The 26,882-nt window shown below is 35.2% G+C and carries 23 protein-coding genes; 7 read left to right on the plus strand and 16 right to left on the minus strand.

Annotation, left to right across the window (positions count from 1 at the left end; all coding sequences use genetic code 11):
• The first annotated feature begins 1,346 nt into the window (after nucleotides 1-1,346).
• Together MOC86_RS20100 and MOC86_RS20105 are read left to right on the plus strand one after the other, a co-directional pair.
• Nucleotides 1,347-3,155, plus strand: a complete 1,809-nt coding sequence (locus MOC86_RS20100; RefSeq protein WP_268585781.1) for a reverse transcriptase/maturase family protein — start codon at nucleotides 1,347-1,349, stop codon at nucleotides 3,153-3,155.
• 555 nt (nucleotides 3,156-3,710) lie between these two features.
• Complete coding sequence (locus tag MOC86_RS20105; protein ID WP_268585782.1) at nucleotides 3,711-4,631, plus strand: serine hydrolase domain-containing protein; 921 nt, start codon at nucleotides 3,711-3,713, stop codon at nucleotides 4,629-4,631.
• Between the two features lie 420 nt (nucleotides 4,632-5,051).
• On the opposite strand, the gene MOC86_RS20110 is transcribed toward MOC86_RS20105, so the two are convergent.
• Nucleotides 5,052-5,513: a VOC family protein gene (locus MOC86_RS20110; protein ID WP_268585783.1), complete on the minus strand. Its 462-nt coding sequence runs from the start codon at nucleotides 5,511-5,513 to the stop codon at nucleotides 5,052-5,054.
• A gap of 169 nt (nucleotides 5,514-5,682) precedes the next feature.
• Between MOC86_RS20110 and MOC86_RS20115 the strand changes: the two genes are divergently transcribed.
• Complete coding sequence (locus tag MOC86_RS20115; protein WP_268585784.1) at nucleotides 5,683-6,573, plus strand: Rpn family recombination-promoting nuclease/putative transposase; 891 nt, start codon at nucleotides 5,683-5,685, stop codon at nucleotides 6,571-6,573.
• Between the two features lie 293 nt (nucleotides 6,574-6,866).
• Here the strand turns inward: MOC86_RS20115 and MOC86_RS20120 are convergent, their stop codons facing one another.
• The 5 genes from MOC86_RS20120 to MOC86_RS20140 form a co-directional block, all read right to left on the minus strand.
• The gene (locus MOC86_RS20120; protein ID WP_268585786.1) at nucleotides 6,867-8,297 is read right to left on the minus strand and encodes a sugar porter family MFS transporter; all 1,431 of its coding nucleotides are present in this window, start codon (nucleotides 8,295-8,297) and stop codon (nucleotides 6,867-6,869) included.
• Nucleotides 8,298-8,380: 83 nt separating this feature from the next.
• Nucleotides 8,381-9,325, minus strand: coding sequence for a sugar phosphate isomerase/epimerase family protein (locus MOC86_RS20125; protein ID WP_268585787.1), 945 nt, complete (start codon nucleotides 9,323-9,325; stop codon nucleotides 8,381-8,383).
• A gap of 18 nt (nucleotides 9,326-9,343) precedes the next feature.
• Nucleotides 9,344-10,132 (minus strand): SDR family NAD(P)-dependent oxidoreductase, encoded by a 789-nt coding sequence (locus MOC86_RS20130; protein ID WP_268585788.1) that lies wholly within the window; start codon nucleotides 10,130-10,132, stop codon nucleotides 9,344-9,346.
• Nucleotides 10,133-10,226: 94 nt separating this feature from the next.
• On the minus strand, nucleotides 10,227-11,258 hold the full coding sequence (locus MOC86_RS20135; protein ID WP_268585790.1) for a LacI family DNA-binding transcriptional regulator: 1,032 nt from the start codon (nucleotides 11,256-11,258) through the stop codon (nucleotides 10,227-10,229).
• A gap of 530 nt (nucleotides 11,259-11,788) precedes the next feature.
• Complete coding sequence (locus MOC86_RS20140) at nucleotides 11,789-12,643, minus strand: helix-turn-helix transcriptional regulator (RefSeq protein ID WP_268585791.1); 855 nt, start codon at nucleotides 12,641-12,643, stop codon at nucleotides 11,789-11,791.
• Between the two features lie 121 nt (nucleotides 12,644-12,764).
• Here MOC86_RS20140 and fabF point away from each other — a divergent pair, with 121 nt between their 5' ends.
• The 3 genes from fabF (at nucleotide 12,765) to MOC86_RS20155 (ending at nucleotide 15,369) form a co-directional block, all read left to right on the plus strand.
• Entirely contained in the window at nucleotides 12,765-14,000 is a 1,236-nt protein-coding gene (fabF, locus tag MOC86_RS20145) for a beta-ketoacyl-ACP synthase II (protein WP_268585793.1), read from the plus strand.
• A 242-nt stretch (nucleotides 14,001-14,242) separates the two neighbouring features.
• Nucleotides 14,243-14,551: a hypothetical protein gene (locus tag MOC86_RS20150; RefSeq protein WP_268585794.1), complete on the plus strand. Its 309-nt coding sequence runs from the start codon at nucleotides 14,243-14,245 to the stop codon at nucleotides 14,549-14,551.
• Between the two features lie 299 nt (nucleotides 14,552-14,850).
• Nucleotides 14,851-15,369 carry a YfiT family bacillithiol transferase gene (locus tag MOC86_RS20155; protein ID WP_268585795.1) on the plus strand — a complete coding sequence of 173 codons (519 nt, stop codon included), beginning with the start codon at nucleotides 14,851-14,853 and terminating at the stop codon, nucleotides 15,367-15,369.
• Between the two features lie 117 nt (nucleotides 15,370-15,486).
• On the opposite strand, the gene MOC86_RS20160 is transcribed toward MOC86_RS20155, so the two are convergent.
• From MOC86_RS20160 to MOC86_RS20205, 10 genes are all read right to left on the minus strand, one after another.
• A complete protein-coding gene (locus MOC86_RS20160) occupies nucleotides 15,487-15,960 on the minus strand; it encodes a VOC family protein (protein ID WP_268585796.1) in 474 nt (157 codons plus the stop codon).
• Nucleotides 15,961-16,562: 602 nt separating this feature from the next.
• Complete coding sequence (locus tag MOC86_RS20165; protein WP_268585797.1) at nucleotides 16,563-18,035, minus strand: glycoside hydrolase family 5 protein; 1,473 nt, start codon at nucleotides 18,033-18,035, stop codon at nucleotides 16,563-16,565.
• Nucleotides 18,036-18,225: 190 nt separating this feature from the next.
• A complete protein-coding gene (gene manA, locus MOC86_RS20170; protein WP_268585805.1) occupies nucleotides 18,226-19,176 on the minus strand; it encodes a mannose-6-phosphate isomerase, class I in 951 nt (316 codons plus the stop codon).
• 41 nt (nucleotides 19,177-19,217) lie between these two features.
• On the minus strand, nucleotides 19,218-20,105 hold the full coding sequence (locus MOC86_RS20175) for an ROK family protein (protein ID WP_326847750.1): 888 nt from the start codon (nucleotides 20,103-20,105) through the stop codon (nucleotides 19,218-19,220).
• Nucleotides 20,106-20,152: 47 nt separating this feature from the next.
• Nucleotides 20,153-20,866: a GntR family transcriptional regulator gene (locus MOC86_RS20180; RefSeq protein WP_268585798.1), complete on the minus strand. Its 714-nt coding sequence runs from the start codon at nucleotides 20,864-20,866 to the stop codon at nucleotides 20,153-20,155.
• 214 nt (nucleotides 20,867-21,080) lie between these two features.
• Nucleotides 21,081-21,971: an ROK family protein gene (locus MOC86_RS20185; protein ID WP_268585799.1), complete on the minus strand. Its 891-nt coding sequence runs from the start codon at nucleotides 21,969-21,971 to the stop codon at nucleotides 21,081-21,083.
• Between the two features lie 44 nt (nucleotides 21,972-22,015).
• Nucleotides 22,016-23,431 carry a glycoside hydrolase family 1 protein gene (locus MOC86_RS20190; RefSeq protein ID WP_268585800.1) on the minus strand — a complete coding sequence of 472 codons (1,416 nt, stop codon included), beginning with the start codon at nucleotides 23,429-23,431 and terminating at the stop codon, nucleotides 22,016-22,018.
• Between the two features lie 21 nt (nucleotides 23,432-23,452).
• On the minus strand, nucleotides 23,453-24,793 hold the full coding sequence (celB, locus tag MOC86_RS20195; protein ID WP_268585801.1) for a PTS cellobiose transporter subunit IIC: 1,341 nt from the start codon (nucleotides 24,791-24,793) through the stop codon (nucleotides 23,453-23,455).
• Between the two features lie 25 nt (nucleotides 24,794-24,818).
• Complete coding sequence (locus MOC86_RS20200) at nucleotides 24,819-25,151, minus strand: PTS lactose/cellobiose transporter subunit IIA (protein WP_268585802.1); 333 nt, start codon at nucleotides 25,149-25,151, stop codon at nucleotides 24,819-24,821.
• Nucleotides 25,151-25,462 (minus strand): PTS sugar transporter subunit IIB, encoded by a 312-nt coding sequence (locus MOC86_RS20205; RefSeq protein WP_268585803.1) that lies wholly within the window; start codon nucleotides 25,460-25,462, stop codon nucleotides 25,151-25,153. The genes MOC86_RS20200 and MOC86_RS20205 overlap by 1 nt, the downstream gene beginning before the upstream one ends.
• A gap of 665 nt (nucleotides 25,463-26,127) precedes the next feature.
• Here MOC86_RS20205 and MOC86_RS20210 point away from each other — a divergent pair.
• Nucleotides 26,128-26,799, plus strand: coding sequence for an NAD(P)H-dependent oxidoreductase (locus tag MOC86_RS20210; protein ID WP_268585804.1), 672 nt, complete (start codon nucleotides 26,128-26,130; stop codon nucleotides 26,797-26,799).
• Nucleotides 26,800-26,882: the final 83 nt, after the last annotated feature.

Raw genomic sequence — 26,882 nt, forward strand, 5'->3', positions numbered from 1 at the left:
TACTATAAGGGGATCATATCACAACAGGTTTGCTCTTTTTTATTGCCGATAATCTATTTTATGGTGCGACAAGAAGTCGCTTTTATATAGTGTGGCTCACGCCACTAGTTTAGACGCAAAAACTATCCCTGTCCAAAACTGCGGTCCTGGTAACGGGCTCGTGGGTTGCATGCGGAAATGCGGAAACAGAGAGTCAGTGCACGGCTCGGAACACTGCTAGGGGAAGATGAGTATGGTGAACGAAAGTGAAGGTTTGTAAGCTTCGTAATGATTAGCTCAGGATAGTGCATAGATTTGCCTGGGTATTGGTAAGAGGAAAAGTAGATTCATAATGCTACTGTGACGCGTCCCGCATCTTGCCCGGAGTAAAGAACCCACCTAACCTCGGCGTATCTATAAGATGCGAAACTTGGTAAGCCCTTTGTCATCTGTATAAACAGTAGGGAGATCGTAAGATCAAACGATGTGACAGAGGGTAAAAGCGAATGCCATTATCTCGAAAGAGAACAGGAAAGCAGGAAACTGTATAACTGGATGGATACTATCGTCCTTACGGACAAACTTATGATAGGCCCGAAAGGGAGCTGACTTCTCGTTGGTCTCTCGTAGGCACATAAGGTTGTGGCTATCTTTTGACGAAAGAAACGTACTGTTATGTATACCTCCATTTGGAGCGTCGGCGTACGTTTTACTTACCATTATGGTGTGTGACGAAGATACGACAGCAAATGGACCTGCAATGGGAGGCTTGAGCCGTATGAGTTGAAAGGGTGCGTCGTGTCATTCGTTATTAGGATTGTTCGATAATCGAACCGAAGTCCTTGGAAAATACTTTGAGAACAGCTACTTCACCTAAGGTCGAAAAGACTAAGGGGACAAGAGCATAGTAGTAACGCCAAGGATACACGGAAAACTGTTATGGTATCGCTTGGCAAGTTCTGCACAATATGGTTACTGCTTGAACTCCAATTTCCAGTGATGGAAACTCACATCAGGGATACACAGTTTAAACTTCCCTACCCTAACATACTCATGTAAGCCTTTCGCATGAGGAAATCCAAGGTTAGGAGACACTGAATAATGAATTCAGGTAAGGAAATGAATGGAGAACCTAAGTTGAGCTAAACGTTCTAATAACGGAGAACACGAGATTGCCTACGGGGGGAGACTCCTAGGGTTACGGAATTTTCATAGTACCCAATGTGGAGCTGTAATGGACTCTGCACAGACGGACCGTAATGTGTGCCGTTGAATCGATAGTACCACCCAAAGGGTGACCAAGTAAGTGGAAGATTAGGGGAAGGAAAATAGGTAGTTACGATAACAAAAACTTGGAGGTATGCGAAATGCAGAACGCCGTAAAAGTTTTAAGTATCATTAGCAAAAAAGGTAAAAATAGAACTCCAATTGAAAGAGTTTATCGACTTTTATTCAAAAAGGAATTCTACCTAATGGCTTATCAAAATCTTTACGCAAATAATGGAGCAATGACAGCAGGTTCCGATGGAGAAACAGTTGATGGGATGTCGCTTAAGAAAATTGATGACATCATTGAGAGTTTGCAATCGGAACGGTACCGATGGACGCCCGTTAGAAGAGAATACATCAACAAGAAAAACAGCAATAAAAAACGTCCCTTAGGTATTCCCTCTTGGTCTGATAAGTTGTTACAAGAAGTAATTAAGTTGATTTTAGGAGCTTACTATGAGCCACAATTTAGCGATCGGTCGCATGGATTCCGCACGAACCGTGGCTGCCAATCCGCCCTGGAAGAAATCAAATTTAAAGGTGGTTGGAAAAGTGTTAAATGGTTCATCGAAGGAGATATTAAAGGCTGCTTTGACAATATAGACCACGATATTTTAATTAATATCTTGGGTGAAAAGGTCAAAGACAACCGTCTCCTACGGCTTTTAACAAACCTATTGAAAAACGGCTATATGGAAGACTGGAAATACAATCAGACACTAAGTGGTTGCCCTCAAGGTAGCGTGCTTAGTCCATTACTAGCAAATATCTATATGGATAGGCTAGACAAATTCGTTGAGAGCAAGCTTATCCCACGGTATACAAAAGGAACTAGACGTACTGCCAGCCCAGAATATAAAAAGTTACAAAAACTAATCAGCAGGCATACATACCGTAAGGAATGGGATGTCGTAGCAAAGTTGAAGAAAGAAGCACATAAAATTCCATCGAAAGATACACACGATGAAAATTTTAGAAGGCTCTACTACATTCGTTATGCTGACGATTGGTTAATGGGGGTTTCAGGGAGTAAAAAAGAAGCTGAAATTATTAAGCAAGAAATCGCAGATTTCCTAACGAATGAACTGAAACTGAATTTAAGTAAAGAAAAGACATTAATTACTCACGGTAAAACACAATACGCTAGATTCCTAGGCTATGATATCCATGTACTGCATAGTGATACCAAACTAGATAAGCGAGGACAAAGAAACATTAACGGAGCTATTGGACTAAGAGTTCCCCAAGAAGTAATGAACCTGAAAGAGAAAGAATATATGAAAAAGGGAAAACCCATTCACAAGCCTGAAAGAACCATCAATTCGGACTATGATATTATAAGTCAATATCAATCAGAGTTTAGGGGTTTTATTCAATACTATATGATGGCTTATAACGTCCACAGAATGGGCAAAGTAAAAAGAACGATGGAACTCTCCTTGATGAAAACACTTGCCAATAAGTATAAGTCTAAGCTTAACAAGATGTACAAGAAATACAAATCAACTAGGTTTATAAAGGGAAAAGTAAAACAAAAGGCAAAAGAACTTAAGGTCATTCAGGTAGTCGTTGAAAGAGAAAAGAAAAAACCACTAATAGCCTACTTTGGTGGATTTGAAATTAAATTTCAAAAGAGTGTAAAGATTGAAGATACACCAACACAAATCTACAACACAAGAAGTCAGTTGATAGATAGATTATTAAATGACACTTGCGAACTTTGCAGTTCTCACGAAAAAATTCAAATACACCACGTTAAAAAACTAAAAGACCTAAGAAAAACAGGCAGAGAACAAGCCAACTGGGTAAAGAGAATGATAGCTATGAACAGAAAGACATTGGCTGTCTGTGAAAAATGCCATATCAGCATACACTCAGGGACATACGATGGAAAGAAAATTGGCTAACTGTTAACTACTGGGGAGCGAAATGAGTAGGAAACTCTCACGTTTCGTTCCGCGAGAGGGGTCTGGAAAAGCGCCATCCACCGATGGTGGCTCGCTGGGCTCCTACTCGAACCTCACGTACGGTTCTTAGGGGAGTTAGGGGCAGCGATGCCCCTCGCTTACCCGACTTAACTAGAAGTTTATATGATATACAAGCTGAAATACATCCATTTATATTATAATTTCAAAAAAATACAATATTAAGATGCTTAGGAAGGGTGAAATGATTGTCTAATTTTGAGATTGAGATTCTTCAATTGGGGACTATCCCTTACGAAATAGGAGTATGAAAAATTAAATTACAGAATAATTATAATTAGGTTAAAGTTAATCCAAAGATGGTGAATTTTTGTACCTAAAGTAACGATGCAGGTTAAGGGAATAAAATTAATATCAAATAATGGGGGATGTCTATGCAAACAAAACAAAATGAAAAAGTAATCAGTTCAATTAAAAAATCATTCATAAAACGAGTACAAAAAGAAAGGTATCCATTTAAATATTACAGGAGGGTCAATGAATCCAAAACAGCCAGCATATATGGCAAGCGTAGGAAAAATATTCACGTCAGTTTTGATTAGTATTTTATATGAAAACGGTCAATTATCATTCGAGGACTATATTACCCAATATTTAGATCAAGAATTAGTCAAACATCTTCATATTTATAAAGGTAAAGATTATACGAATGAGATTAAAATTAAACATCTACTCAATCAAACGTCCGGTTTGTATGATAATTTCCGTCCATTACTAGAAAGAATTCTGAATGATCCAAACTTTACCATAAGCCCACAAGAGGCAATTATTTGGGCAAAAACACATCAAAAACCTCATTTCCCTCCAGGTAACGGCTTTAAATATACTGATACTAACTTTCATCTATTAGGATTAATCATAGAAAAAATAACAGGATTACCTTTTCATGTAGCTATGAAACAATATATTTATCAACCCCTCAGTATGATGAATTCATCTGTGCTACACTATTCTAATCCATTGGACAAAGATACCCAACATTTAGCAGACTTTTATGTTAATAAAAAGAACATAACTAATCACAAAGGATATGCAAGTCTCGACTATGCAGGTGGTGGAGTAGTATCTACTGGGGAAGATATGTTGAAATTCATGCAAGCGTTAGTAACCTATAAATTAGTAAAAAAGGAAACCCTTGAGAAAATGATGAACGATAAAGCGAAGTATGGGGTAGGAATTGAGTATGGTTATGGCATTATGCAGTTTAAAACAGTTCCACTACTTATGCCAAAATTATTTAATGTCTGGGGACATGCAGGTGCCACAGGGGCCTATTTGTTTTATCACCCTAAGATGGATACTTATTTAATTGGTACTTTTAATGACTTTTCTTATGAAAGAAAAGGTGTCAAATTTATGTTAATAAAAGTAATAACCCAATTAAAAAAAATTAAATGAAAGAAAGGAGTTTTAATTATTTTTATTCAAATAGTTCATTTAATCATGAATGATAGAATCTATATAATGATAGACAATTTTATAGATTGATATACACATATGTTTATATATCTTACTCTTTATTAAAGGTAAGACAAGGACAGTTGTGGTAGGTGTGGGGGCAGTTTCCATTTCAAAAGAAAACATGAAAACTATATAAAAGGATTTCTCTTTACGTGAAAGAGAAGTAAATCATTGACAAGGGGATTTGTGGGAGATATAGGGAACACTTCCACAAACATATAGTAGTTGTTACCTTGAAAATATATAAATAAAGGCCTGGATTTTGCATTTATCTTATGGTTTTGTAGAACACCACTACTGAATGCAAAATTCAAGCCCTTTAATTACCCTTTATATTATGTGCCCCCTTGAGAAGCATTAATTATCTTGATTTAATTGTTCCCATTCACTTAAATACATTCGTTTTGTAATATTCTTAGGATTATCTATCTTACATATAAACTCTAGGCTATTTCCATCCGGATCATTAAAATGAATCTTGGCATGAGCCATACCACTGTATGCCATAACGAATGGTTCAACAGGTTCGAAACCAAATGCTTCTCTAGGTTTATATCCTCTTTCATTTAACCATGAAATGGAATGTTTTAAACCATCTAAAGAAACTTGAAAAGCAATGTGCCTTATGGAAGGATGATATTCTAGTTCTACTTTATCTGTTTCCCAAAGTCCTAACCAACTTTTATTCTTTTCAATCCACAAAAATGCCAACCTACCCTCATGACTATGCGAAAATTCTAGACCAAGTCCTTTATAGAAGTCTATTGAACGTTTTAAATTGCTCACTGGTAAATGTGTTTCGTATAATCCTTCAATCATTCATTTCATCCCTCCTCCACTACATTATACAAAACATTTAAATTTTTCACTTAAAACCTACACATCCTCAATAACTTTTATAGAATAAAACGTCCATAAAAGTATACTTAAGAAGAAAAAGTACAACTCATGTTATACTAAAAGAAAAGAAGAAATCACGGAGGATATCATGACAAAGCGATTAGATTTACGTGTCGATTTTGCCTTTAAATCCCTTTTTGGAACGCATGGAAATGAGTCCATTTTAGCTGCTTTTTTAAATGCAGCTCTACGTTTACCGGAAGAAAAGAAAATTACGACCGTTCACTTATTAGATCCACATTTTAATAAAGAAAACCAGGAAGATAAACGCTCCATCCTAGATGTTCATGCTCAATTAGAAGATGGAACCCGTATAAACATAGAGATTCAACTAAATAATAAACATGATATGGAGAAAAGAACGCTTTACTATTGGTCTAAGATGTATAGCAGTCAGATGAAGGAAGGAATGGACTATGGGGAGTTATGCCAAACGATTACCATTAACATTGTAAACTTCCGTTATTTGTCTCATATCAATCATTATCATTCCGTCTTTCAGTTATATGAACGAGAAGAAAAATTGTTGTTAACGGACATGTTAGAAATTCATTTTATGGAACTTCCTAAACTTTTGATTAAGTGGCGTAGAAAAGAAGTCGATCCACGAGAAGACCAATTAGTAAGATGGTTATTATTACTTGAAGCATCGGAAGATGAAGAAATCACTCAAGTACTGGAGGAGATTGCGATGCAGGAAGATCACGTATTGAAGAAAGCCATAGATGAATGGGAACGTGTGAGTCAAGACCCCGAAGTTTTACTAGCTTATGAAGCAAGAAGAAAGGCTTTATTGGATGAAAAATCTGCATTAAAACGTGCTGAAAACCTTGGGAAAATAGAGGGAGAAAAGATAGGGGAAAAAAGAGGAGTCTTGAAAGTTGCTTTAGGTATGATTCAAGAAGGCATGGATAGTAAAACAATAAGTAAACTGACAGGACTTACACAAGAAGAAATTGATAAGCTCCGTCACCAATAAATTAAATGATCTAAAATAAGCAGTGTCATAGGTACACTGCTTATTTTTTAGTAACGGTAGATATATCAGGTTCTTATAATCAACATTATGGTAACTAATATCATTGAGTTTCTTGCAATAAAAATACCCCCTTTGCATCGTATTAGCAAAGGGGTTGTAATATGGGATATGTTATTAGGTTGACTAATATATGTATATCCCAACTCGAAAGAGCTTTCTAATTTAAAGATATAATACTTCCTAAGTCAAGGATGTCTATATTGACAAACTCTATCATTCTATAGTTTTTAAATCTACTTTATTTGAGTTTCCGCGGAATTAGAGCCAATATTCTTATTGGTTGTACCATCATAGTAGGTACGGAAAGAGACTTCAATTTCTTCAAGTGTACGTCCTTTGGTTTCAGGCAAGAGCTTTGCCATTAAGAAAATGGATATGCAACCTATTCCTGCAAACATAAGAAATGTGGATGACAACCCCATTTTGTCAAGCATAATGGGGAATAATAAACCAATTACAAAGTTTGTCATCCAAAGAAAAAATACGCTAATCCCCATACCAAAGCCTCTTAAACGTAACGGGAAAATTTCGGATAGAGAAACCCATAATACGGGGCCAATGGCTCCCTGCATAAAGGCAAGAAAGGTAACGGTTAATATCAACATCACATATGGAAGTATCTCAGATGATTTCACTGTAAATGAGAGAATTCCAATGAGTAAGAGTGTCAATGTCGTTCCTGTTAAACCAGTTAACATCATTGGACGACGTCCCACCTTACCAAGTAGCCAAATCCCAACAATAGTGGCTAACACAGAAATGACACCGTTTGCAATATTTCCGATTAAGGCTGCTGAAGTTCCAAAACCTGCTTGCCTAAGGATTTCCGTTCCATAATACATGATGGAATTGACTCCAGTAGCTTGCGTAACGAAGGAGATAGCAATACCTAAGAATATAATACGACGCATCCAAGGGACAGCAATATCCTTAAAGGATGCTTCGTTCAATCCTGACTCTGCAGCTACTGCCGTCCCAATTTCTTTAAGTTCAGCCTGTGCTTGCTCCTCTGTTCGTATCTTACGAAGAACACTTAATGCTTCCTCGTTCCTCCCCTTTTTTATAAGCCAACGTGGACTTTCGGGTACTTTCACCATTCCAAAGAATAAGAAAATGGCTGGAACAGCAGCTATAGCTAACATGTAACGCCAAACTCCTACATCTTCCATCATATTTCCAAGAATAGCATTAAAGACAAAGGCCAATAATTGTCCACCTACAATCATTAATTCATTGCGAGTAACCATGCGTCCCCTTCGATCAGAAGGGGACATTTCAGCTATAAAGGTGGGAACAGCTACGGATGCTCCACCTACGGCCATGCCTAATAAGAATCGAAAAATGACCATTCCTATTACATTTGGCGAAAAAGTACACCCGATAGTCGAAATAAAGAATAAAATAGAAAGAAAAAGAATGTTTTTACGACGCCCAATTCCATCTGAGAGTCGTCCACCAAATATAGCACCTATTGCAGCTCCTAGAAGAAGAATACTCGTAATAAGACCTTCTGTGAATGAAGTTAATTTAAAATCATCCGACATATAAGGCAAAGCTCCATTGATTACCCCAGTATCATAACCGAAGAGGAGTCCTCCGAAGGTTGAGACTAAAACAATCGTACTCAAAAATGACATGTGATTTTGGTTAACGGATTTGTTCATGTCCATGTCCCTTTCCTGTTTAATAGTATTTGATTCAGGAAAATACTAAAGATTTGTTTTAATAGAATGAAATGCCTTTTTACTTAATCAAAATCCTTAGGTAGAGCCTCCTTTAATACAGAGGTCGATTTTTTTAAAGCAACAAGTGGATCCATCGTTAAATCTTCCATTTCTAAGCTGACTGTTCCATCGTAACCAACCATACTGAGCACGGAAAAGAATTCCTTCCACCAACTAACATCATGACCATGACCTAGGGCTACATAATTCCAAGAACGATTTATGAAATTATCAATCGTTTTTGTATCCAGCACCCCATCTATATCAACGATCCCTCTTTCAATCCGTGTGTCTTTAGCATGAACATGATATATAGCTGTTCCTAGGGTTCTTAATGCCTTAATAGGGTCTCCTCCCATCCACATAAGATGGCTAGGATCAAAGTTCATTCCAATCATGTCTCCAACGTGATTTCTTAACTTAAAGAGTGTTTCTGGATTGTAAACGAGTTGCGAGCCATGATTTTCTAAAGCAATTCTCTCTATGCCGTGTTCTTTTGCTCTTTTTACGTTATCTTCCCAATAAGGTAATGCGACTTCATTCCATTGCCAATTTAAGATTTCAACATTAACTGGTGGCCAACTAGTGGTAATCCAGTTTGCCGTTGTTTCTCCCGGACCCCCTCCTGGAAGTCCAGACATCATATTTATCGTTTTTACCCCTAATAGTTCTGCGAGTCTAAATGTTTTTTCTACAACGATTTGATGTTCCCGTCCTTCTTCATTTGGAGCTAACTGATTACCTGAACAATTCAGAGCTTCAATGGAGAGATTTCTTTCTTTTAAAACGCTTACAAATTTATCACGTTCGATAGAGCTTTCTAGTAAACTATCTAAATCTACATGTGGCGCCTTAGACCAATTCCCACAAGCAAATTCTAATGTATCATAGCCCAACGATACGGCTGTATTCGCTACCTCTTCAAGAGACATAAAATCTAAACAATCTGTAACTAAACTCATTCGCATAATAAAAACTCCTTTGTCTTAGATTAATGTTTTTCCACCAGCAATTGTCATAGCAGTACCCGTAATATAGTTAGCACTCTCACTACTTAAAAACAGCATTAAATCTGCAATTTCACTAGGTTGGGCTAACCTTCCCATAGGAACTTGACTTGTTAAGAGTTCTTCATATTCTGCTGGTGCCTTACCTTCAATTGAGCTTCTTTTTTGAAAGACTTCTTGTAACATTTCAGTATCGACAAAACCAGGACAAACTGCATTTACGGAAATTCCATATTGAGCTAGTTCAAGCGCAAGAACTTGGGTTAATGAATTGAGTCCAGCTTTGGAAGCACAATATGCGCCATTCCCTAGTTCTCCGACTTTTGAGGCTTGTGATGAAATAGAAACGATCTTTCCGTTTTTTACCTCGTTCTTAATCATATTCTTTCCGACAGCCTTACTTAGTAAATAAACCGATTTTAAGTTCACATTAAAGACTGCGTCCCATTCTGCTTCTTCGATGTCTAAGATTAATCTAGAGGTAGAGATACCAGCGCAATTTGCTAAAATATCAATCTTTGTAAAGTGTGACTCAACCTCCTTTATTGCCTCATTAATCTCTTGGGATGAAGTTACGTTGACTACAAGAGGTAATACGGTCGCTCCTAAATCTGCAATTTCTTTTGCAGTTGCTTCCACCATTTCTTTATTTAAATCCATTAATACAACATTAGCTCCTTGCTCAGCATATTTGGTAGCTAATTCCTTTCCTATTCCTCTTGCAGCTCCTGTAACAATGCACGTTTTTCCTGTTAATTTTTTCTCCATGGTGTATCATCCTTTTCTTTTTATTTTCTTGGAACTAAATTTACGCATACGTATGCGTAAAACAGTAAAAAAATATATAGAAGGTGGAATAAATTCAAAGATTTATTCCACACGATTCTCTCGTAACTAAGGTAGGACTAATCTCAAGCTTTTGCTTTAAATCAGAGTCTGTTGAATTTAGTTTTTCAATTAAACGCTTACATGTCAAAGCTGCGATTTCTTTAGTTGGTTGACATACAGTAGTAAGGTACGGTTTATAGAAGGTGCATAATTCAATATCATCAAATCCTACAACCGCCATATCTCCTGGAACATTAATACCACATTCTTTTAATGCCGATATGGCTCCCAAAGCCATCAAATCATTTTGAACAAAGATAGCTGTTACATTTTTTAGCTTCTCTATATTATCTTTTATGACTTGGTAACCTGACTGAAATGTGGTATCTCCATAAAACACCATATCCTTATCATACTGAAGATTATGATCGCGTAAAGAGGCTTTAAATCCCTCTGTCCTTAGATCAAATTCACCACCTATATGATTGGCCGAAATAGATATTATATTTTTGTGGCCCTGTTTAAGCAAGTGATCAGTAGCTATATATCCTCCCTTAAATTGATCCACACATACAAAATCTACATCTCTTGTTTTATAAAAGGACGGAAGATACTTGCAAAAGATAAAAGGAATATCAGTTTCTTCTAAAATCGTTATGGTTTCATCATCTAAAGAGGGCTCTAAAATGATAAGTCCATCTACTTTTTTGGCTGTGATAAGTCTCTTAATGTTATTCTGTTTTGTAAATCTGTTCTCAAAAAAGGAAACCATAACATCAAATTCCATTCGTTCTAAACTTTCTATTAGTTCGTTCTGCCATGACCTAAAATGCATTTCCCCTTCAAAATCAAACAAACTTTTAGGGAGGATTACACCAATTGTATACGTTTTATTGGCGCTTAAGCTCCTTGCATGCGCGTTGAATTGAAAACCATGTTCCTGTGCAATTTTTAATATCCTTTTCTTGGTTTTCTCTGAAATCATCGGACTGTCATTTAAACATCTCGATACTGTGGATTGACTTACATTCGCGATTTTCGCAATATCTTTTGTAGTGATTGCCATAATAGCTTCATGCCTCTTTTACTTTATTTTACGCATGCGTATGCATAAAAACGTAGACGTATTTGAAATATCCAAACTTTTCAGGACAGACTACTTCAGTATCCTAAGAATATAGCATTTCTAATAATTAAAATTTAAAGATACTACTCGAAATCTCTTTAGCATAAAGGTCATACTAACTTTAAATCTCTTAATTTTACGCATACGTATGTGTTTTGTTTTTTAATCTTATATTATTCAGAACATTTAGTCAACATCTGTTGCTAATTAAATTTTATGGGGGTATTTTTTATTCAAATAAATTATTGATTATAAAAAAGACAATGGAACAGAAAAGATAGTAATGACTTTGTACGCTCGCTAAGTAAGAAAGCACAAATCATTATTAATCAACAGATCTGTGCTTTTTTACTGCTAATAACATATTTTATGTTAACTAATTCTTCTTAAATGACTTTTAATAAAGAAGAAATACGGCATTATTTCGGACAGTTTTATAACTTCATAAAGGGATATAGAATGAAATTACTTTATCCTTTTTCAACGGATATTCTCTTCATTAATCGCTTTAATTTATTTTCTGTATCTGTTTCCTCTACTGGTGTATAAATACTACAACGTAAATCCATCTCCCCTTGAACTTGAAGGGAAGTTAAATTAAACAACATTTTTCCTGCTTTAGCATGTCTAAATTCAATCATCATTTCCGGGGCTTTACTGACTTGACTTTCTTGCCATAAAGCTTGGAATTCAGGATGAGACTCACTCATTTCTTTGATAAACTGGTTGTACCATCCATCGCCTAAATAGTGACCGTAATAAGTACGAAAAATGGCAAGGAAACCTTTCGCAAAGTGTTCCCAATTGACAGCTAATGTTTTTAATTCTTTTCTTGTAAAGACTAAACGAATTAAATTCCTTTCATGTTCTGGCACTTGTTCAAAGTTTAAAAAAACATGTGCAGCTGCTGGATTCCACCCAACAATATGGCAATGTCGGTCTGTAACGATAGTTGGACAATAAGTCAACTCAGTTAATATTTTTTCCAAAGAAGGCGTGAGCTTTGATTGTTCTTTTTTTGGGTGGGCAACCTCTGATTTTACTTCTAATGCTAAATCATATAAATAGTCTCTTTCATCGTTATTTAATTGAAGGGCCGTAGAGATACATTCTAATACAACAGAAGAAACTTTTATGTCTCGTCCTTGTTCTAGCCATGTATACCAAGTTGTACTGACTCCGGCTAATTGGGCAACTTCTTCTCTTCTTAACCCTGGTGTTCTTCTCCTAGTTCCAGTAGGTAATCCAATCGTCTCTGGCTTAATTTGAGCACGCTTCGTTTTTAGAAATGTCGACAAAGCTTCAAGCCTCGTTTTATCGTTCATGTTCAAAACTCCTTATCATATTCATTAACCTAGTAGTAATTATACTAGGATAAACAACAACTTGTAATAGGATAAACAAAATGTAGAATACAAGTATATTACTTGTTTGGAGGAAAAAGAAGTGGAAAGAGTTGTTGTGACAGGTATGGGAGTCATGTCCCCTATCGGAAATAATATAGAAACATTTTGGAGCAATCTAATAAAAGGGGAGTCTGGTATATCCTCCATTGATACATTTGATGCCAATGAACATAAAACAAAAATTGCGGGCATTGTGCAAGATTTTGATGCAAATGAAATCTTAGGAAAGAAAGAAGCAAAACGTTTGGATCGCTTTTCTCAATTTGCTTTAGTTGCAGCTGAACAGGCATGGGCAGATTCTAAGTTAAATCTTGATGATATAGATGAAGAAAGACTAGGGGTATATGTAGGTTCAGGTATAGGAGGAATTCAAACCTTAATTGAAAATATTGATGTTCTAAGACAGAAGGGACCAAGAAGAGTCAGCCCCACTCTAGTACCAGCGATGATTTCTAATGCTGCCGCAGCGCAGATTAGTATTAAGTGGAATGCTATGGGTCCTTCTATGTCACCTGTTTCAGCTTGTGCCATTGGAAACACAGCGATTGGAGAAGCATTTAGACTCATTCGTTCTGGAGAAGCTGATGTTATTTTTGCAGGAGGAACAGAGGCGGCTATAACAGACTTATCTATCGCTAGTTTTGGAAATGCTACAGCATTATCAACAAGAAACAACGAACCGACTAAAGCCAGTCGTCCGTTTGATGAAGATCGAGACGGGTTTGTCATGTCAGAAGGAGCAGGAATTCTAATATTAGAATCTCTATCTCATGCTTTACGTAGAAAAGCTAACATCTATGCAGAAGTTATGGGGTATGGTGCAAGTTCTGATGCCCACCATATGGTAGCGACACACCCGGAAGGTAAAGGGGCTTACCTTGCTATGAAAGCTGCTTTAAAAAATGCTAATATATCTCCTCAACATATCGATGTGATTAGTGCACATGCTACAAGTACAAAAGTAGGTGATATATCGGAAACCCTAGCCATTAAAAAGCTATTTGGAAAACATGCTTATGAAATTCCCATTACAGCTAATAAATCAATGTTTGGCCATATGTTAGGGGCATCTGGGGGAGTGGAGGCTATTGCTTTAGCCATGAGCTTGAAGGAAGGCATTATTCCCCCAACTATCAACTTAGAAAATCAGGATCCATCATGTGATTTAGATTATGTACCAGGTGTTGCTCGCCAAGCCAACGTTCATGTAGGTTTATCTAATTCATTTGGCTTCGGAGGTCATAATGCAACCATTGTATTAAAAAAATATCAATAAATTGAAAACAGTCCGTAAAAGTATACTTAAAGGGTAAGAAAAAGCTCAAACTCATTGTAATTCAATGAGTCTGAGCTTTTATTACTTCCTAGAAGATCTATTATGGTAACTACTCATTGGTAAATTTCATCACATGAGTGATATATATAGATTTGTATATAAACAAAATCAATAAAAATTTATTGTTAAACAATAAATTTTTATATTAAATTCATTTTGACAATGAATAAAGGGAGGGCTTTATGGCTACATCTTACATAGGATTAACGCTTCAGATTATCTTTGTTTTATTTATTACACTGTTTAATTCATTTAGAATACATATTTATAATCATTATTCCGTATACCCATCAGCTCTATTTGAATTATCTTTAGGAATAATAAGTATGTTATTAGGAGGATACGGACTCATTAAGAGAGAAAATGTAATGCTCTCTTCATTTGTTACCTTATTCGGGATATTGATATGTCTATACTTTGTGTTCGTCTATTTACTCCCAGAGGCAGGTATACCTCCTGAAATTCCATGGTTGTATCCCGAAATGAAATAGCCAAAAAGAGAACTAATTGTTTTCTTTTTAATTTTTCCTCCAGATATCTTAAATAAATTCTCGTGGAACAAACCATTCATAAAAGTATACCTAAAGGACAATAAAAAGCGTAAACCCGTTGTCACTCAAAGGGTTTACGCTTTTTTACTTCCTGTAACTTATTTTATGTTAACTAGGATGTATGAAGTATATATAATTTTAAGTTATTTATTGGGCATTTCTATTCCAAATATTTCAAATCATATGAAGATATAGTTGTTATAATAGATATTGATAAAAATAGAAAGGGACGAAGAAATATGTTTAATCAATATCCTATTGGAAAGTTTACAGTAAAAGAAAATATCCAAAAAGAAGATATCCAAGGTTGGATTAGTGACATTGGAAATGCTCCAAAACAATTATCAGAAGCCGTAAGAGGGCTAACAGAAGAGCAACTAGCTACTCCCTACCGTGAAGGTGGTTGGAAATTAAGTCAAGTTGTACACCATTTAGCTGACTCACATTTAAATGGTTATATTCGTTTTAAATTAGGTTTAACAGAGCGAGATCCTATTATTAATACATATGATGAGGTGTCTTGGGCAAAGCTTCCTGATAATGATTTACCTATTGAAGTATCTCTCCATCTTCTTTCTGCTTTACATGAGCGTCTTCATAAAATGTTAAAATCACTTGAAGAAAAGGATTTAAAGAAAATTGTTCAACATCCTGAAAACGGTAAAATAACTGTTGAACAGCTGATAGCTACTTATGCTTGGCATGGAAAGCATCATATTGCCCATATTACAACATTAAGAAATCAAAAAGGATGGTAAAAGAAAAATATATGTTACATCTAAAGAAAGCTCCTAAGAAGAGCTTTTTTTATTAGTACCGATAAAATGTGTTATGTTAACCTTTATCGTTAATAGAGACCTATAAAGTGATAATAACTAAAAGATGTCCCTTGGCAATCTGTCATTCAACTTTTCCCACTCACTCCATTTCATAATCGGTTTATCCGGTAAAGGTTTATCGTCCAACATAGAGATATATTCTACGGAATGCCCATTAGGATCCTTGAAGTAGAATGATACAGCAGGCATAAAAGGGAATACGTATAATTCTCCTGAATTATCTTCAAAGAAGTTACTAATAGAAATTCCTAATTTCTTTACTTCTATGGCAGTTTTTTTAAGGTTGTCTAAATCAACTGAGATAGCAAAGTGCTGTCTTTGGACATCCTTGCTCGGATAGTTTTCCCTTATCCCTAGCATGCCTTTACCTTCACCACCAACCCAAAAGAACGTAGACTTTCTACCTTCGTCTTTATATAAGGGGGATATACCAGGCAATTTTTTATAAAAATCCGAGGATTCTTCAAAATTTAATACATTAATGTGTGTTTCAAATATTCCGTTAATCATTTCTAAATCCTTTCTCTTGATGACTTTTTCTAAAATATAGTTCTTTTGCAATTAACCTATATAGAATCTTAATATAAGTTCTGAATATTATAGATACATGGAAAATTATAAAATAACTGGAATTAATCAGTCAAATAGGCGTCCATAAAAGTATATTTTTACGGACATTCACTTTGTGAACCATCTGTTTGTATTCATTTTTTATAGAGTCACGGGGTAATTAAAAATAAGTGATGGATATGACAATTACGCGCGTTCATAATAGAAAAAGCACAAACAGGTTAATTAACCTGTTTGCGCTTTTTTACTTCCTCTAATCAACATTATAGTAACTAACTTGGTATATCATATTCATACTAAAGGGTAGACAAATTCTTTTATCGGGTTAAAGGTTTTGTAAATAAAATAATACTTTTAGAATAATTTAAAAACATTACTAATAGAGTTAGAAATTCCATTTCACCACTCACTATTCTGACTGTTAGAATGATTAGTTGCTGCTCCACACCTCACATAAAAGGGTAATTAAGAAAACGAAAAAAAGCTAATCCCTCCTTAACAGAGATTAGCTAATAAAATGATTAAAAATTCTTCTATAATGATTATTGAATTGTTACGTTGTCAACATATACAGCTGTTTGCCCACTACTATTTGAAGAGCCTGTAAACTGTACGCCAATTTCTTTAATGTCGCCTAAATTCGCAATAGATGATAAATCTAAGGTTAAAATAGTTCCATTGGAGGAATCGACTTTTACGTTCCCTCCATCAAACCATTTCCAATCAGATCCTGTTTTTACATATAACTTCCCATTAATTCCATTCCCAATGCTTCCCCAACTGGCATGCTTTACAGTTGCTGTTAGTTGAGATTTCCCACTAAAATTCTGGTTTTGAGTTAGAGATAAATAATGTTGAGAGTTGCTATTTAATTGAACATTGGATTTTAAAGAGAAGCTACCTTTTGATGCCCACTCATTCGTTGACCAAGGTCCGCCTGTTACATTTTCACCACTCCATTTTTGTGTTCCTGTTTCAAAATTATATAGTGTATTTTCAGCTCCATCTGAACCACCAGAATGATCTCCTCCTTCAAAGACTGGACTTATTTTAGAAGTAGCCTTTAAACCATTAGGTCCATTTACAATCGTATTTCCCCACGAAGTTAAATTATTTCCAGCCCAATCACTTGATAAATCTAAATAACTCCACTCTGGACCATTTCCCTTCCACGACCAAGCTAACCACCCAACACTTTTCTGTTGAGAGTAATTCATAATTGTTTCTTCATCAACATCTCCATTTGTATGTTTATGTCCAAATTCTCCAATGATTAACGCAAGGTCCTGATTAAGTACTCCATCAATATTTGATTTAATAGTGGAGGCATCTCCACCAGCATATTCATACATATGAATAGAGAACATTGTATTCTTTATAGGATCAGCATTAAACACTTCCTTACCATAATCATGAATAGACACTGGATATTGTCCCCAACCTGCAGAATCTACAATTAATGTATGATTGAGTCCGGCATCTCTTAGTTTAGGAATAGCCTGTTTATAGCCATTAGCCCAACTTGCTCCATCCCAAGTACCATACCATTCATTAGCAATATTGATTAGAACTTTATCTTCTTTTCCAATAAGGGCATCTTTGATACTAATCCAATAGTTAACAGCATTGTTTAATGAGTTAATGTCATCTTTCCCAGTGGCGTCATGCACCTCTAGAATAGCAACAAGGTTATTCTGCTCAGCTAAGGATATAAGGTTTTTCACTGTATTAATATCATCTTTGGTATACTGACTTCCATCAGATAAGACAATTCTAACAGTATTGGCCCCTGTCTTTGCTATAGCAGGGATTGCCGTAGCAGAATCATCTTTAAACCAAGAATGAGCATGGTTAATCCCCCTTATAACAAATGGATTCCCCGTTGCATCGTACAAAGTGTTTCCGTTTACGTAAAATCTAGTTGCTGCCTTTACCTCAGGCTTAAAAATAAATAGAGAAGTAGCAAACATTAGGAGACACAGAAATATTAATGGAACTTTCTTAATAATGGACATTTAATCACCTCATAAAAGTTTTTATTTCGAACTCTTTTTCTATAAAAAATACCAAACATTCACCCCTTTCGTAGTTCACTGGAAAGAAGCAAAATAAGTAAACGCTAACATTCATAAATTTTTAGTTTAAAAAAGTAAAATGAATATCTTGATTTTAATTTAACTGAATATTACGAATATTCAATTTATTCTACGTGTGTGAAACTATTACTTCACATGACCCATCTATTTCAAACTTATTAATCTGTTTAGGTAATAAGAAGTGGCTTCCTTTCCCTAAGATGTATTCCTTTTCACCTTGGAGGAGCATACCTTCTCCCTTTATTACACTACAAAGCATAAATGGCTTATCCATAATAAACTGAGTTTTCCCTTTGACATCCCATTTATATATGGAAAAAAACTTTTCTTTTATGAATGTAGTAATAATTACGTCTTCCTTCTTTTCTACGGACGGTTTAATAGCTACATCTACATGGGGAATCGTTGTTACCTCTATAGCTTTTTCTAAATGTAATTCCCGTTTCCTCCCTTCCGTATCCGTACGATTATAATCATATACGCGATACGTTGTATCAGAGCTTTGTTGTGTCTCTAAAATCAAAGTTCCTTCTCCTAGTGCATGAATAGTACCACTAGGGACATAAAAGAAATCCCCTGGTTTTATTTTCAAACGACGGAGTAAGCCATTCCATTGTTTATCTTCTATCATTCTAATAAACTCTTCTTTTGTTTGAGCAGTATGACCATAAATGATTTCTGCTCCTTCCTTGCAATCTATAACATACCAGCATTCTGTTTTTCCTAATTCTCCATGTTCGTGTTTTTGGGCATAAGTATTATCCGGGTGAACCTGGACTGATAGATCCTTATTAGCATCTAAAATTTTTGTTAATAGGGGGAATTTCTCTCCTTGCTCATTCCCAAAAAGTTCCCTGTGCTCCTTCCACAGGTCGATTAATGTTTTACCTGCATAGGGGCCCCTTTTTATGATAGAAGGTCCATTATCGTGCGCAGAGATAGCCCAACATTCCCCAGTGTTTGTAGAGGGAATATTATACCCAAATGTTTCTTTTAATGTGGACCCACCCCAAATTCTCTCATGAAAGATAGGTTCTAAAAAAATAGGTTCCATAATAATTAAGCACCTCTTTTAAATATAAATGGTTATTAAAATAGTGTTTATGAATGAATTTTTTTATGATACCCCTGTTGGGCAAGGATTAACGCCCCAGTAATTCCTGCACGATCCCCTAATCCAGGTGGGACAATATATTCGTGAGGATGGATAGAGATTTCCGACAGATTGATGTAACTATTTAACAATTCACTAAGCTTATTATAAATGAGGGAAAAGACCTGTTTTTGCTTCATTACTCCTCCACCTAAAATAATCTTTTTAGGAGAAAGGATCAGAATATAGTGCATTAAGGCTTGAGCAATATAGAAAGCTTGCAATTCCCATACCTCTAATCTACTAGCTAATTGATATGCTTCTTTTCCCCATCTATCTCTAATAGCAGGTCCAGCTGCTATTCCTTCGAGACAGTCTCCATGATAAGGGCATTTTCCTTCATATACATCATCTGGATGACGACGAACTAGAATATGACCCATTTCAGGGTGTGATAATCCTTGGAGAAGTTGGCCATTTACTACTGCGCCTGCACCAATTCCTGTACCTACAGTAATGTATAAACAACTATCCAATCCTTTGGCTGCACCTAATTTTGTTTCTGCTAGGGCTGCTACATTTACATCAGTATTAAAAGTCATTGGAACCTCGAACTCCTTCTTAAGAGCCCCCAATATAGAGTAATCTCTCCATAATTTTTTTGGAGTAGAGGTTATGCAACCGTAAGTATCACTTTTGGGGTTAATATCACAGGGTCCAAATGAGCCAATTCCTATAGCTCTCAATGTAAATTGCTGAAAGAAACTGATTACTTCTTGCATTGTTTCTTTCGGGCTAGTTGTAGGGATTTGAATTTGTTCAATAATTTCCCCATCCTCATTACCGGTAGCACAAATGAATTTTGTGCCCCCAGCTTCAATTCCCCCATAAATCATAATGATTCCCCCTTTGTAAAGTAACCAGGTGAAAATAAAGATGCTCTCTATCGTCTGATATTAACTGTTGTAAAGACAAATTTATCGTAACGGTGTCTTGAAAATGAGTATTCAAAAGGGATACCTGTATTTAGATAAGCAACTTGTTCCACTTCGAGAACCGGATCATCAGCAGCACACCCCAAATAAGTTTGATCTAATTCATTTGGTTTATCGGCCCTTATCTTTCTATGAGAGCCTCCTATTGTTAATCCCAACGTATAAGTTATATGGTGATAAATAGAAGAATGTAAAACTTCCTCATTAATCCCTCCAATAATATTTGTAGGCATAAAGGTTTCTTCTATCACGAAAGGTTCATTTTCTACATTACGAAGGCGAATGATGTGATAGACTGGTGTATTATGGTCAATAGAGAGGTGTTCAGCTACTTTCTCTGATGGAAATAACACATTAAACCGAATGATTTCGCTTTCAATGTCTTTATTTTGTAATAAACCCGTCAATCCTAAATTTTCTCTATCTGTTACATTAACTAGATTATGTTGGATAGCCGACTTTACAATAAATGTTCCATGACCACGCTTACGGTATAGTAATCCCTCAGCAACTAATATATCGAGAGCTTTTTTCATCGTCATACGACTGCAATCAAATTCCTTTGAAAGAGATTTTTCATCCGGAATAGGTTGATCATTAGGATATTCACCCTCTTGTACTCTTTTCCTCATTTCATTTGAAATGTGTTCATATTTGCTCATTTTGTTTCCTCCATTCATAGCTGTATATATAGCAAGCCATTTTACTTTATTTTAATATCGAAAAAAATTAGTTGTTATAGTCTTTATTTCTATGATAATATTTATAGTTTCTATTATAATCTTCAATAATTTAATAATATATACAAAGCTATTAGAGGAACTACCACAGTGATAAAAAATATGAACATGTAAAAATCTCTTTCTCTACCTGAAGTTATATGATTTTCTGCCTTTTCAAAAAGTGGTAAAGAGCACCTACTTTTCCTGCATCATTCTTAAAATAACAACTACTTACCTCTGTAATATCTAATGTTTCTTTCCTTATCCTTCCCATTCTTTCTTTAATTTTGTTGATAAATTCAGGTTGTGCACTAATTCCTCCACCAATGAGCAATTTTTCAGGAGCTAGAGCGTGTATAATGTTGGTACATCCTGAAGTAAATGCATTATAAAATTTATTTAAAGATGTGTTAACCGTTATATTATCTTGTAGTAAAAATATTTCTTCCCCACTGACTTCTTGACCGAGACCATTTGAAATATTTTCAACTAAAACTCTAGTAGAACCTAGATTACTGAAAGAAAAACGATCTAGCGTTGTTTCTAACTGTTCATCAAATAACAGAGACATTAGTCCAAACTCTCCAGCCATTCCTTTTCTTCCTCTATAAAGATCACCATTTATAAAGATTCCTCCACCGATCCCTGTGCCAACTGTGATACAAATAAAACTCTCACATTTAGTAGCATTTCCTCTCCATTTTTCAGCTAAGGTTGCACAATTTGCATCATTTTCTAATTCAATAGGTAGGTTTAACATACTTAATTCCTTTTTTAAGTACCTACCGGTCAAATCTGTCACGGCTCCCGCGAAGTAAACATAGCCATTTTCAGGGTTAACTGCACCAGGGACACTTAATGCAACCCCTTGTATCATAAAACGCTTTTGATAACTATTAATAATATCAAGTAATCTATTAAAAATTTGATTTTCTCCCTGCTTTGGGGTGGTAATAAATCCTGATTCTAAACATTCTGCTTCATGGTTCATAACAGCATGTTTAATGGTAGTACCTCCAATATCAATAACCACATACTGATCCATGCTTTTCCTCCTTCTTTAAAGAAATGGTATGTAGAACCACCTCTTTAAAATCCATTATCCTGGGAGACCTTTTTGAACCAATAGCCACTTTTTTTAACTGTACGTTCAGCATCTTTATCGAGATTCACTGAAACAAATCCATATCGGTTTTTATAGGCATTTGTCCACGACCAATTATCCATAAATGTCCATAAATGATACCCTTTCACATTTGATCCCTCTTGAATAGCCTTGTGAACCCATTTCAAATGTTCTCTTATAAATTCAATACGGTAACTATCTTGGATGATTCCTTCTTCATCGCGAAATCTTTCCTCCCCTTCTACTCCCATACCATTTTCAGAGATAAAGCATTCGATGTTACCGTAATTCTCCTTAACATTAATTAAAATATCATAGATTCCTTTTTCATAAATTTCCCAGCCTCTATGTGGGTTCATTTTACGACCAGGCATTATATAATTATCAAAGTAACGCTCGGGTGTGAACGGAGCTTCTGGATTAGGCAGATTTTCCTTAGCTTTTACCCTTCTTGGTTGATAATAGTTAATGCCTAGAAGGTCTACCGTATTTGATTTAATTACATCTAAATCTCCTTTTTCAATGACGGGCGTAAATTCCTCTTCCTTTAGAATAGCGATAAGTTCATCTGGAAATTCACCTTTCACTGATGGATCGAGGAAAGAACGATTAAAAATGGCATCCGCAATCTTAGACGCTTTCAAATCAGCAGGATGTTGACTTCTTGGATAAGAAGGAGTTAGGTTAAGAATAATACCTATCTTTCCATCTAGCTTCAAATCTTTATATACTTGAATAGCTTTGGCACTAGATAAAATGGTATGATAACCTACCTGAACTGCTTTTCTAAAGTTCACTTCATTTGGGTAGTGGAAATCGTAGAGATAGCCACCTTCTACAGGAACAATAGGTTCGTTATGAGTAAACCATTTTTTTACCCGATCTCCGAATAAAGTAAAGCAAGTTTTTGCGTATTCTACATAGGCTTCCATAACCTTACGATTAGCCCAACCACCAATATCTTGCATAGCCATCGGCATATCAAAATGATATAGATTTACAAATGGTTCTATCTTATTCGCAACCATCTCATTAATAACATCATTATAGAATTCCACCGCCTTAGCATTTACTTCTCCCACACCATTTGGAAACATTCTAGACCAGGAGATAGATAAACGAAAAGAGTTATGGCCAATTTCTTTCATAAGGGCAATATCCTCTTTATATCGAGAATAAAACTGAGAGGTTTCATTTGGTCCTACTCCATTAAAAAATCGACTAGGTTCTTGTTCATACCAATAATCCCATATATTTTGTCCTTTTCCGTCTTTATCGGCGGCACCTTCTGTTTGAGTTGCTGATGCAGAAGAACCCCACCAAAAGCCTTTTGGAAATTGAAATTGTATAGTTTCCCTTACTTCTTCCACTGTTTTCATATCCATTTCTCCTTTTTATCCTTAAGATACTTTATTATCCGTTTTCTTTTCGTCACTTTCTTTTTCTCTATTGCTCTCTTTTTCTTTTAAAACGTTTACTCGGTCAATAATTCTCAAGAACGGAAACCAAATAGCTAATACAATAAAGAAATTAACAAGTTGTAAGATTCCTCCTGCTAAAGAGTTAGTTGCCATCATCCCATTAATGAAAATAGGGACTGTCCATGGAACAGTAACACCAGTTGGAGGAGGCACAATCCCTGTAGTCATAGCGAAATACGACACCAATGTTGCGACCATTGGAGCCAAAATCCATGGCACAATAATGAGAGGATTCATCACAATTGGAAGTCCAAAAATAATAGGTTCATTAACATTAAAAATACCTGGACCTAACCCTAACTTTGCGACTTGCTTCATCTGTTTACTTTTCATAAAAAGTAAGATTGCGATGACCACTGCAAGAGTCATTCCTGTGCCACCCATACCAACCGTATAAATTTCCATGAATGGTTTACTGATAACATGTGGAACTTCCCCTGTTTTCGTATATGAATTCAAATTTTCAATCGCTAAAGTGTTCCAGATCGGATCCATTACGGAGTTAATAATAATTTGTCCATGTAACCCGAAAAACCACAATAACTGTATAGCAAAAACGGCAATTAAAGTTGGAATAATTCCACTACCCAAGTTTACTAGTGGCGCTTGCACTAAGTGGTATATTACATCATGCATATTTGTTTTAAATAATTGTGTTACTAAGATATTAATTCCAAGAAAAACAGTTAACGTAATAACTGCTGGAATTAAAGCAGAGAATGATTTAGCTACAGCAGGTGGCACCCCTGCTGGCATTTTAATCGTAAGATCTTTTTGTACAAGGAATCTGTATATTTCTGCAGAAGTAAAGGCAACAATCATCCCCAGAAACATACCTTTAGCTCCTAACCTGTCAACGGAAATAACATTTTGAATTGCTTCTTGCCCTTCCACCTCTAGAAAAAATGGAGTTAAAATCAGAAAAGATGCTAAAGCAATTGCTCCACCGAATACAGCTTCCACATTGTAACTTTTGGAAAGATAGTAGCCAATACCAAACACTACAAAAATAGACATAATATTCATGGTTGCTTGTGGGGCGATATTAAAGGCTGATTGAAATGTATTTAAGCTACTTTCGCTCATAATCCTATCTAGAAATGGTAGATTCATTAGAACAACTACGATTGAACCAAAAATTGTAAGAGGAAAAGCTAACATAAAGGCATCGCGTAATACAGATAAATAACGATTGTTATTTAGTCTTCCAGCTATAGGAACCAGATAACTACTTAATTTTTCAAAGAAACCCTGTTTCATAAAAGATCCCCCTATTGTCAGTAACTTAGAGATTTTTTGCCTTAAAAAGTTCAAGCATTTCTCTAACTAACTCTTTCATCGTTAAGGTAGACATTAAATGATCTTCCCCATGTAAAAGCAATAGAGAAAATTCTGTCTTTAATCCATTTGCTTCCCTTTGAATCATTTGAAAGTGCACATCATGTGCTATTTTTAAGTCATTTTCTGCTTCTTGTAGCAATGTATTAGAACCTTCAACATTTCCCTCCCTATACTCTCGTAGGGATTGAATAATTTTGCTCCGTGCCGTTCCACTATGAAGGATTAATTGAAAATTAATTTGTTCTTCAGTCAACTTATCTAACTCTAATTTTGTCATCATTTATCACCTATTAAACTTAATGCTTGTTCATAAGCTTTCTTTCCATCAGCCATTCCATAGGCCATCATATCAATTACATCTACTTCAATATCATATTTTTGTGCTTCTTTTTGAAACTCACCTTTTAAAAAACTCATTTGAGGACCAATTAATACAACATCGGCTCTTTCCATCTCTTTTTTTGCTTGGTCTTGTCCAACTGCCCAAATTTCCACTTCTTCTCCAATTGTTTTTGCATAATCTTGCATTTTTGTTACTAATAAACTAGTTGACATCCCTGAGCTACAAGCTAATAAAATCTTTTTCATATCTCCCTAACCCCTTTAATTATTTTTAAAACGTTTACAATTTATTATTATAGACATTTAATTTTAAATGTCTATACTTTTATTTTAAAAATACAAACTTTTTAAAAAATTATCTTTAAAACTATTCTTCTTAAGGAAATTAAACTATGTTACTTTTCACAAATTAAGTGATTGTTTACTTGAAAAATATTTAGGTTTATGGTAAATATCATTTTCTATAAGGTGGAAGTGAAATAGGAAAATAAAAAAGCACACACTCGTTGTTACTCAACGAGTGTGTGCTTTTTCTACTTTCGCGAACATATTTTATGTTAACTATGTGTGTATAGGATATATAGGTTTTTAAATTTTGATAGATATATTTAACGCCTAGAGCAAAATACTCCCTGAAACAATGGCGAAACTTTATCTATTTTATTTCATCATTTCTCACTTTTTATAAAATTCCCTCTTAAGATACTATAAACATGTATATTGGTATAAAAAAGTATCCTATACCACAAAAATGTGCGTACTTGTTCAGGCGTTTTATAGGATTTATTATAAATGTATAAACGGAAATTATATAAAATTGTATGTTAACTAGTCTTTAGTTGCACGCTATAGAGAGAAAAGATTCCTTTAAATGGTTCTTTACTTAATATTTAAAGAAGGATTGATTTCATATGAACAACACAGATAAGAAACAAGAAATTTTAGACGCATTTACATTTCGCCATGCCACAAAAGAATTTGATCCAACCAAGAAAATTTCCGATGAAGATTTTCAATTTATTTTAGAAACGGGTCGCTTATCTCCAAGCTCAGTAGGGTATGAGCCATGGAAGTTTTTGGTTGTTGAAAATGACGATTTGAAAAAGAAATTAAAAGCTGTTTCTTGGGGAGCACAAGGTCAAATCCCTACAGCCAGTCATTTCGTTATTATCCTTGCTCGTACAGATGCAAGATACGATTCTGAGTACGTATTAGATCTTCAAAAGCATGTAAAAAAAGTGCCAGACGATGTATTACAAACATTAATGCCTCGCTATAAAGACTTCCAGGAGAATGACTTTCATTTATTTGAAAGCAAACGAGCTTTATTTGACTGGGCAAGTAAACAATCATACATTGCACTTGGAAATATGATGACGTCGGCTGCTCAAATTGGTATCGATTCTTGTCCAATTGAAGGGTTTAATTATGATCAAGTCCATGAAATTTTAAAAGAAGAAGGTCTACTAGAACAAGCTAAATATGATATTTCCGTTATGGTAGCGTTTGGCTACCGGATTCATGAACCTAAGCGTGAAAAGACAAGAAGAAGTATGGATCAGGTCGTGCAGTGGGTAAAATAACACATAAAAATATAAGGCGTGATAGCTTTGACATGCCTTATATTTATGCCCTTATTATATAACTATAAAAGTGTAACTAAGAG

Origin of the sequence: Priestia endophytica, assembly GCF_026790145.1 — a bacterium.
Lineage (GTDB): Bacteria > Bacillota > Bacilli > Bacillales > Bacillaceae_H > Bacillus_I > Bacillus_I endophytica_A.

Excerpts from the sequence above, each read along its gene's own strand:
- MOC86_RS20200 (WP_268585802.1), bottom strand. The coding sequence starts at position 25,151 with ATGACAAAATTAGAGTTAGATAAGTTGACTGAAGAACAAATTAATTTT.
- MOC86_RS20125 (WP_268585787.1), bottom strand. The coding sequence starts at position 9,325 with ATGCGAATGAGTTTAGTTACAGATTGTTTAGATTTTATGTCTCTTGAA.
- MOC86_RS20155 (WP_268585795.1), top strand. The coding sequence starts at position 14,851 with ATGTTTAATCAATATCCTATTGGAAAGTTTACAGTAAAAGAAAATATC.
- MOC86_RS20150 (WP_268585794.1), top strand. The coding sequence starts at position 14,243 with ATGGCTACATCTTACATAGGATTAACGCTTCAGATTATCTTTGTTTTA.
- MOC86_RS20210 (WP_268585804.1), top strand. The coding sequence starts at position 26,128 with ATGAACAACACAGATAAGAAACAAGAAATTTTAGACGCATTTACATTT.
- celB (WP_268585801.1), bottom strand. The coding sequence starts at position 24,793 with ATGAAACAGGGTTTCTTTGAAAAATTAAGTAGTTATCTGGTTCCTATA.
- MOC86_RS20190 (WP_268585800.1), bottom strand. The coding sequence starts at position 23,431 with ATGAAAACAGTGGAAGAAGTAAGGGAAACTATACAATTTCAATTTCCA.
- MOC86_RS20105 (WP_268585782.1), top strand. The coding sequence starts at position 3,711 with ATGAATCCAAAACAGCCAGCATATATGGCAAGCGTAGGAAAAATATTC.
- MOC86_RS20110 (WP_268585783.1), bottom strand. The coding sequence starts at position 5,513 with ATGATTGAAGGATTATACGAAACACATTTACCAGTGAGCAATTTAAAA.
- MOC86_RS20165 (WP_268585797.1), bottom strand. The coding sequence starts at position 18,035 with ATGTCCATTATTAAGAAAGTTCCATTAATATTTCTGTGTCTCCTAATG.
- MOC86_RS20140 (WP_268585791.1), bottom strand. The coding sequence starts at position 12,643 with ATGAACGATAAAACGAGGCTTGAAGCTTTGTCGACATTTCTAAAAACG.
- MOC86_RS20115 (WP_268585784.1), top strand. The coding sequence starts at position 5,683 with ATGACAAAGCGATTAGATTTACGTGTCGATTTTGCCTTTAAATCCCTT.
- MOC86_RS20120 (WP_268585786.1), bottom strand. The coding sequence starts at position 8,297 with ATGAACAAATCCGTTAACCAAAATCACATGTCATTTTTGAGTACGATT.
- MOC86_RS20185 (WP_268585799.1), bottom strand. The coding sequence starts at position 21,971 with ATGGATCAGTATGTGGTTATTGATATTGGAGGTACTACCATTAAACAT.
- MOC86_RS20160 (WP_268585796.1), bottom strand. The coding sequence starts at position 15,960 with ATGATTAACGGAATATTTGAAACACACATTAATGTATTAAATTTTGAA.
- MOC86_RS20175 (WP_326847750.1), bottom strand. The coding sequence starts at position 20,105 with ATGATTTATGGGGGAATTGAAGCTGGGGGCACAAAATTCATTTGTGCT.
- MOC86_RS20205 (WP_268585803.1), bottom strand. The coding sequence starts at position 25,462 with ATGAAAAAGATTTTATTAGCTTGTAGCTCAGGGATGTCAACTAGTTTA.
- MOC86_RS20180 (WP_268585798.1), bottom strand. The coding sequence starts at position 20,866 with ATGAGCAAATATGAACACATTTCAAATGAAATGAGGAAAAGAGTACAA.
- MOC86_RS20100 (WP_268585781.1), top strand. The coding sequence starts at position 1,347 with ATGCAGAACGCCGTAAAAGTTTTAAGTATCATTAGCAAAAAAGGTAAA.
- MOC86_RS20135 (WP_268585790.1), bottom strand. The coding sequence starts at position 11,258 with ATGGCAATCACTACAAAAGATATTGCGAAAATCGCGAATGTAAGTCAA.
- MOC86_RS20130 (WP_268585788.1), bottom strand. The coding sequence starts at position 10,132 with ATGGAGAAAAAATTAACAGGAAAAACGTGCATTGTTACAGGAGCTGCA.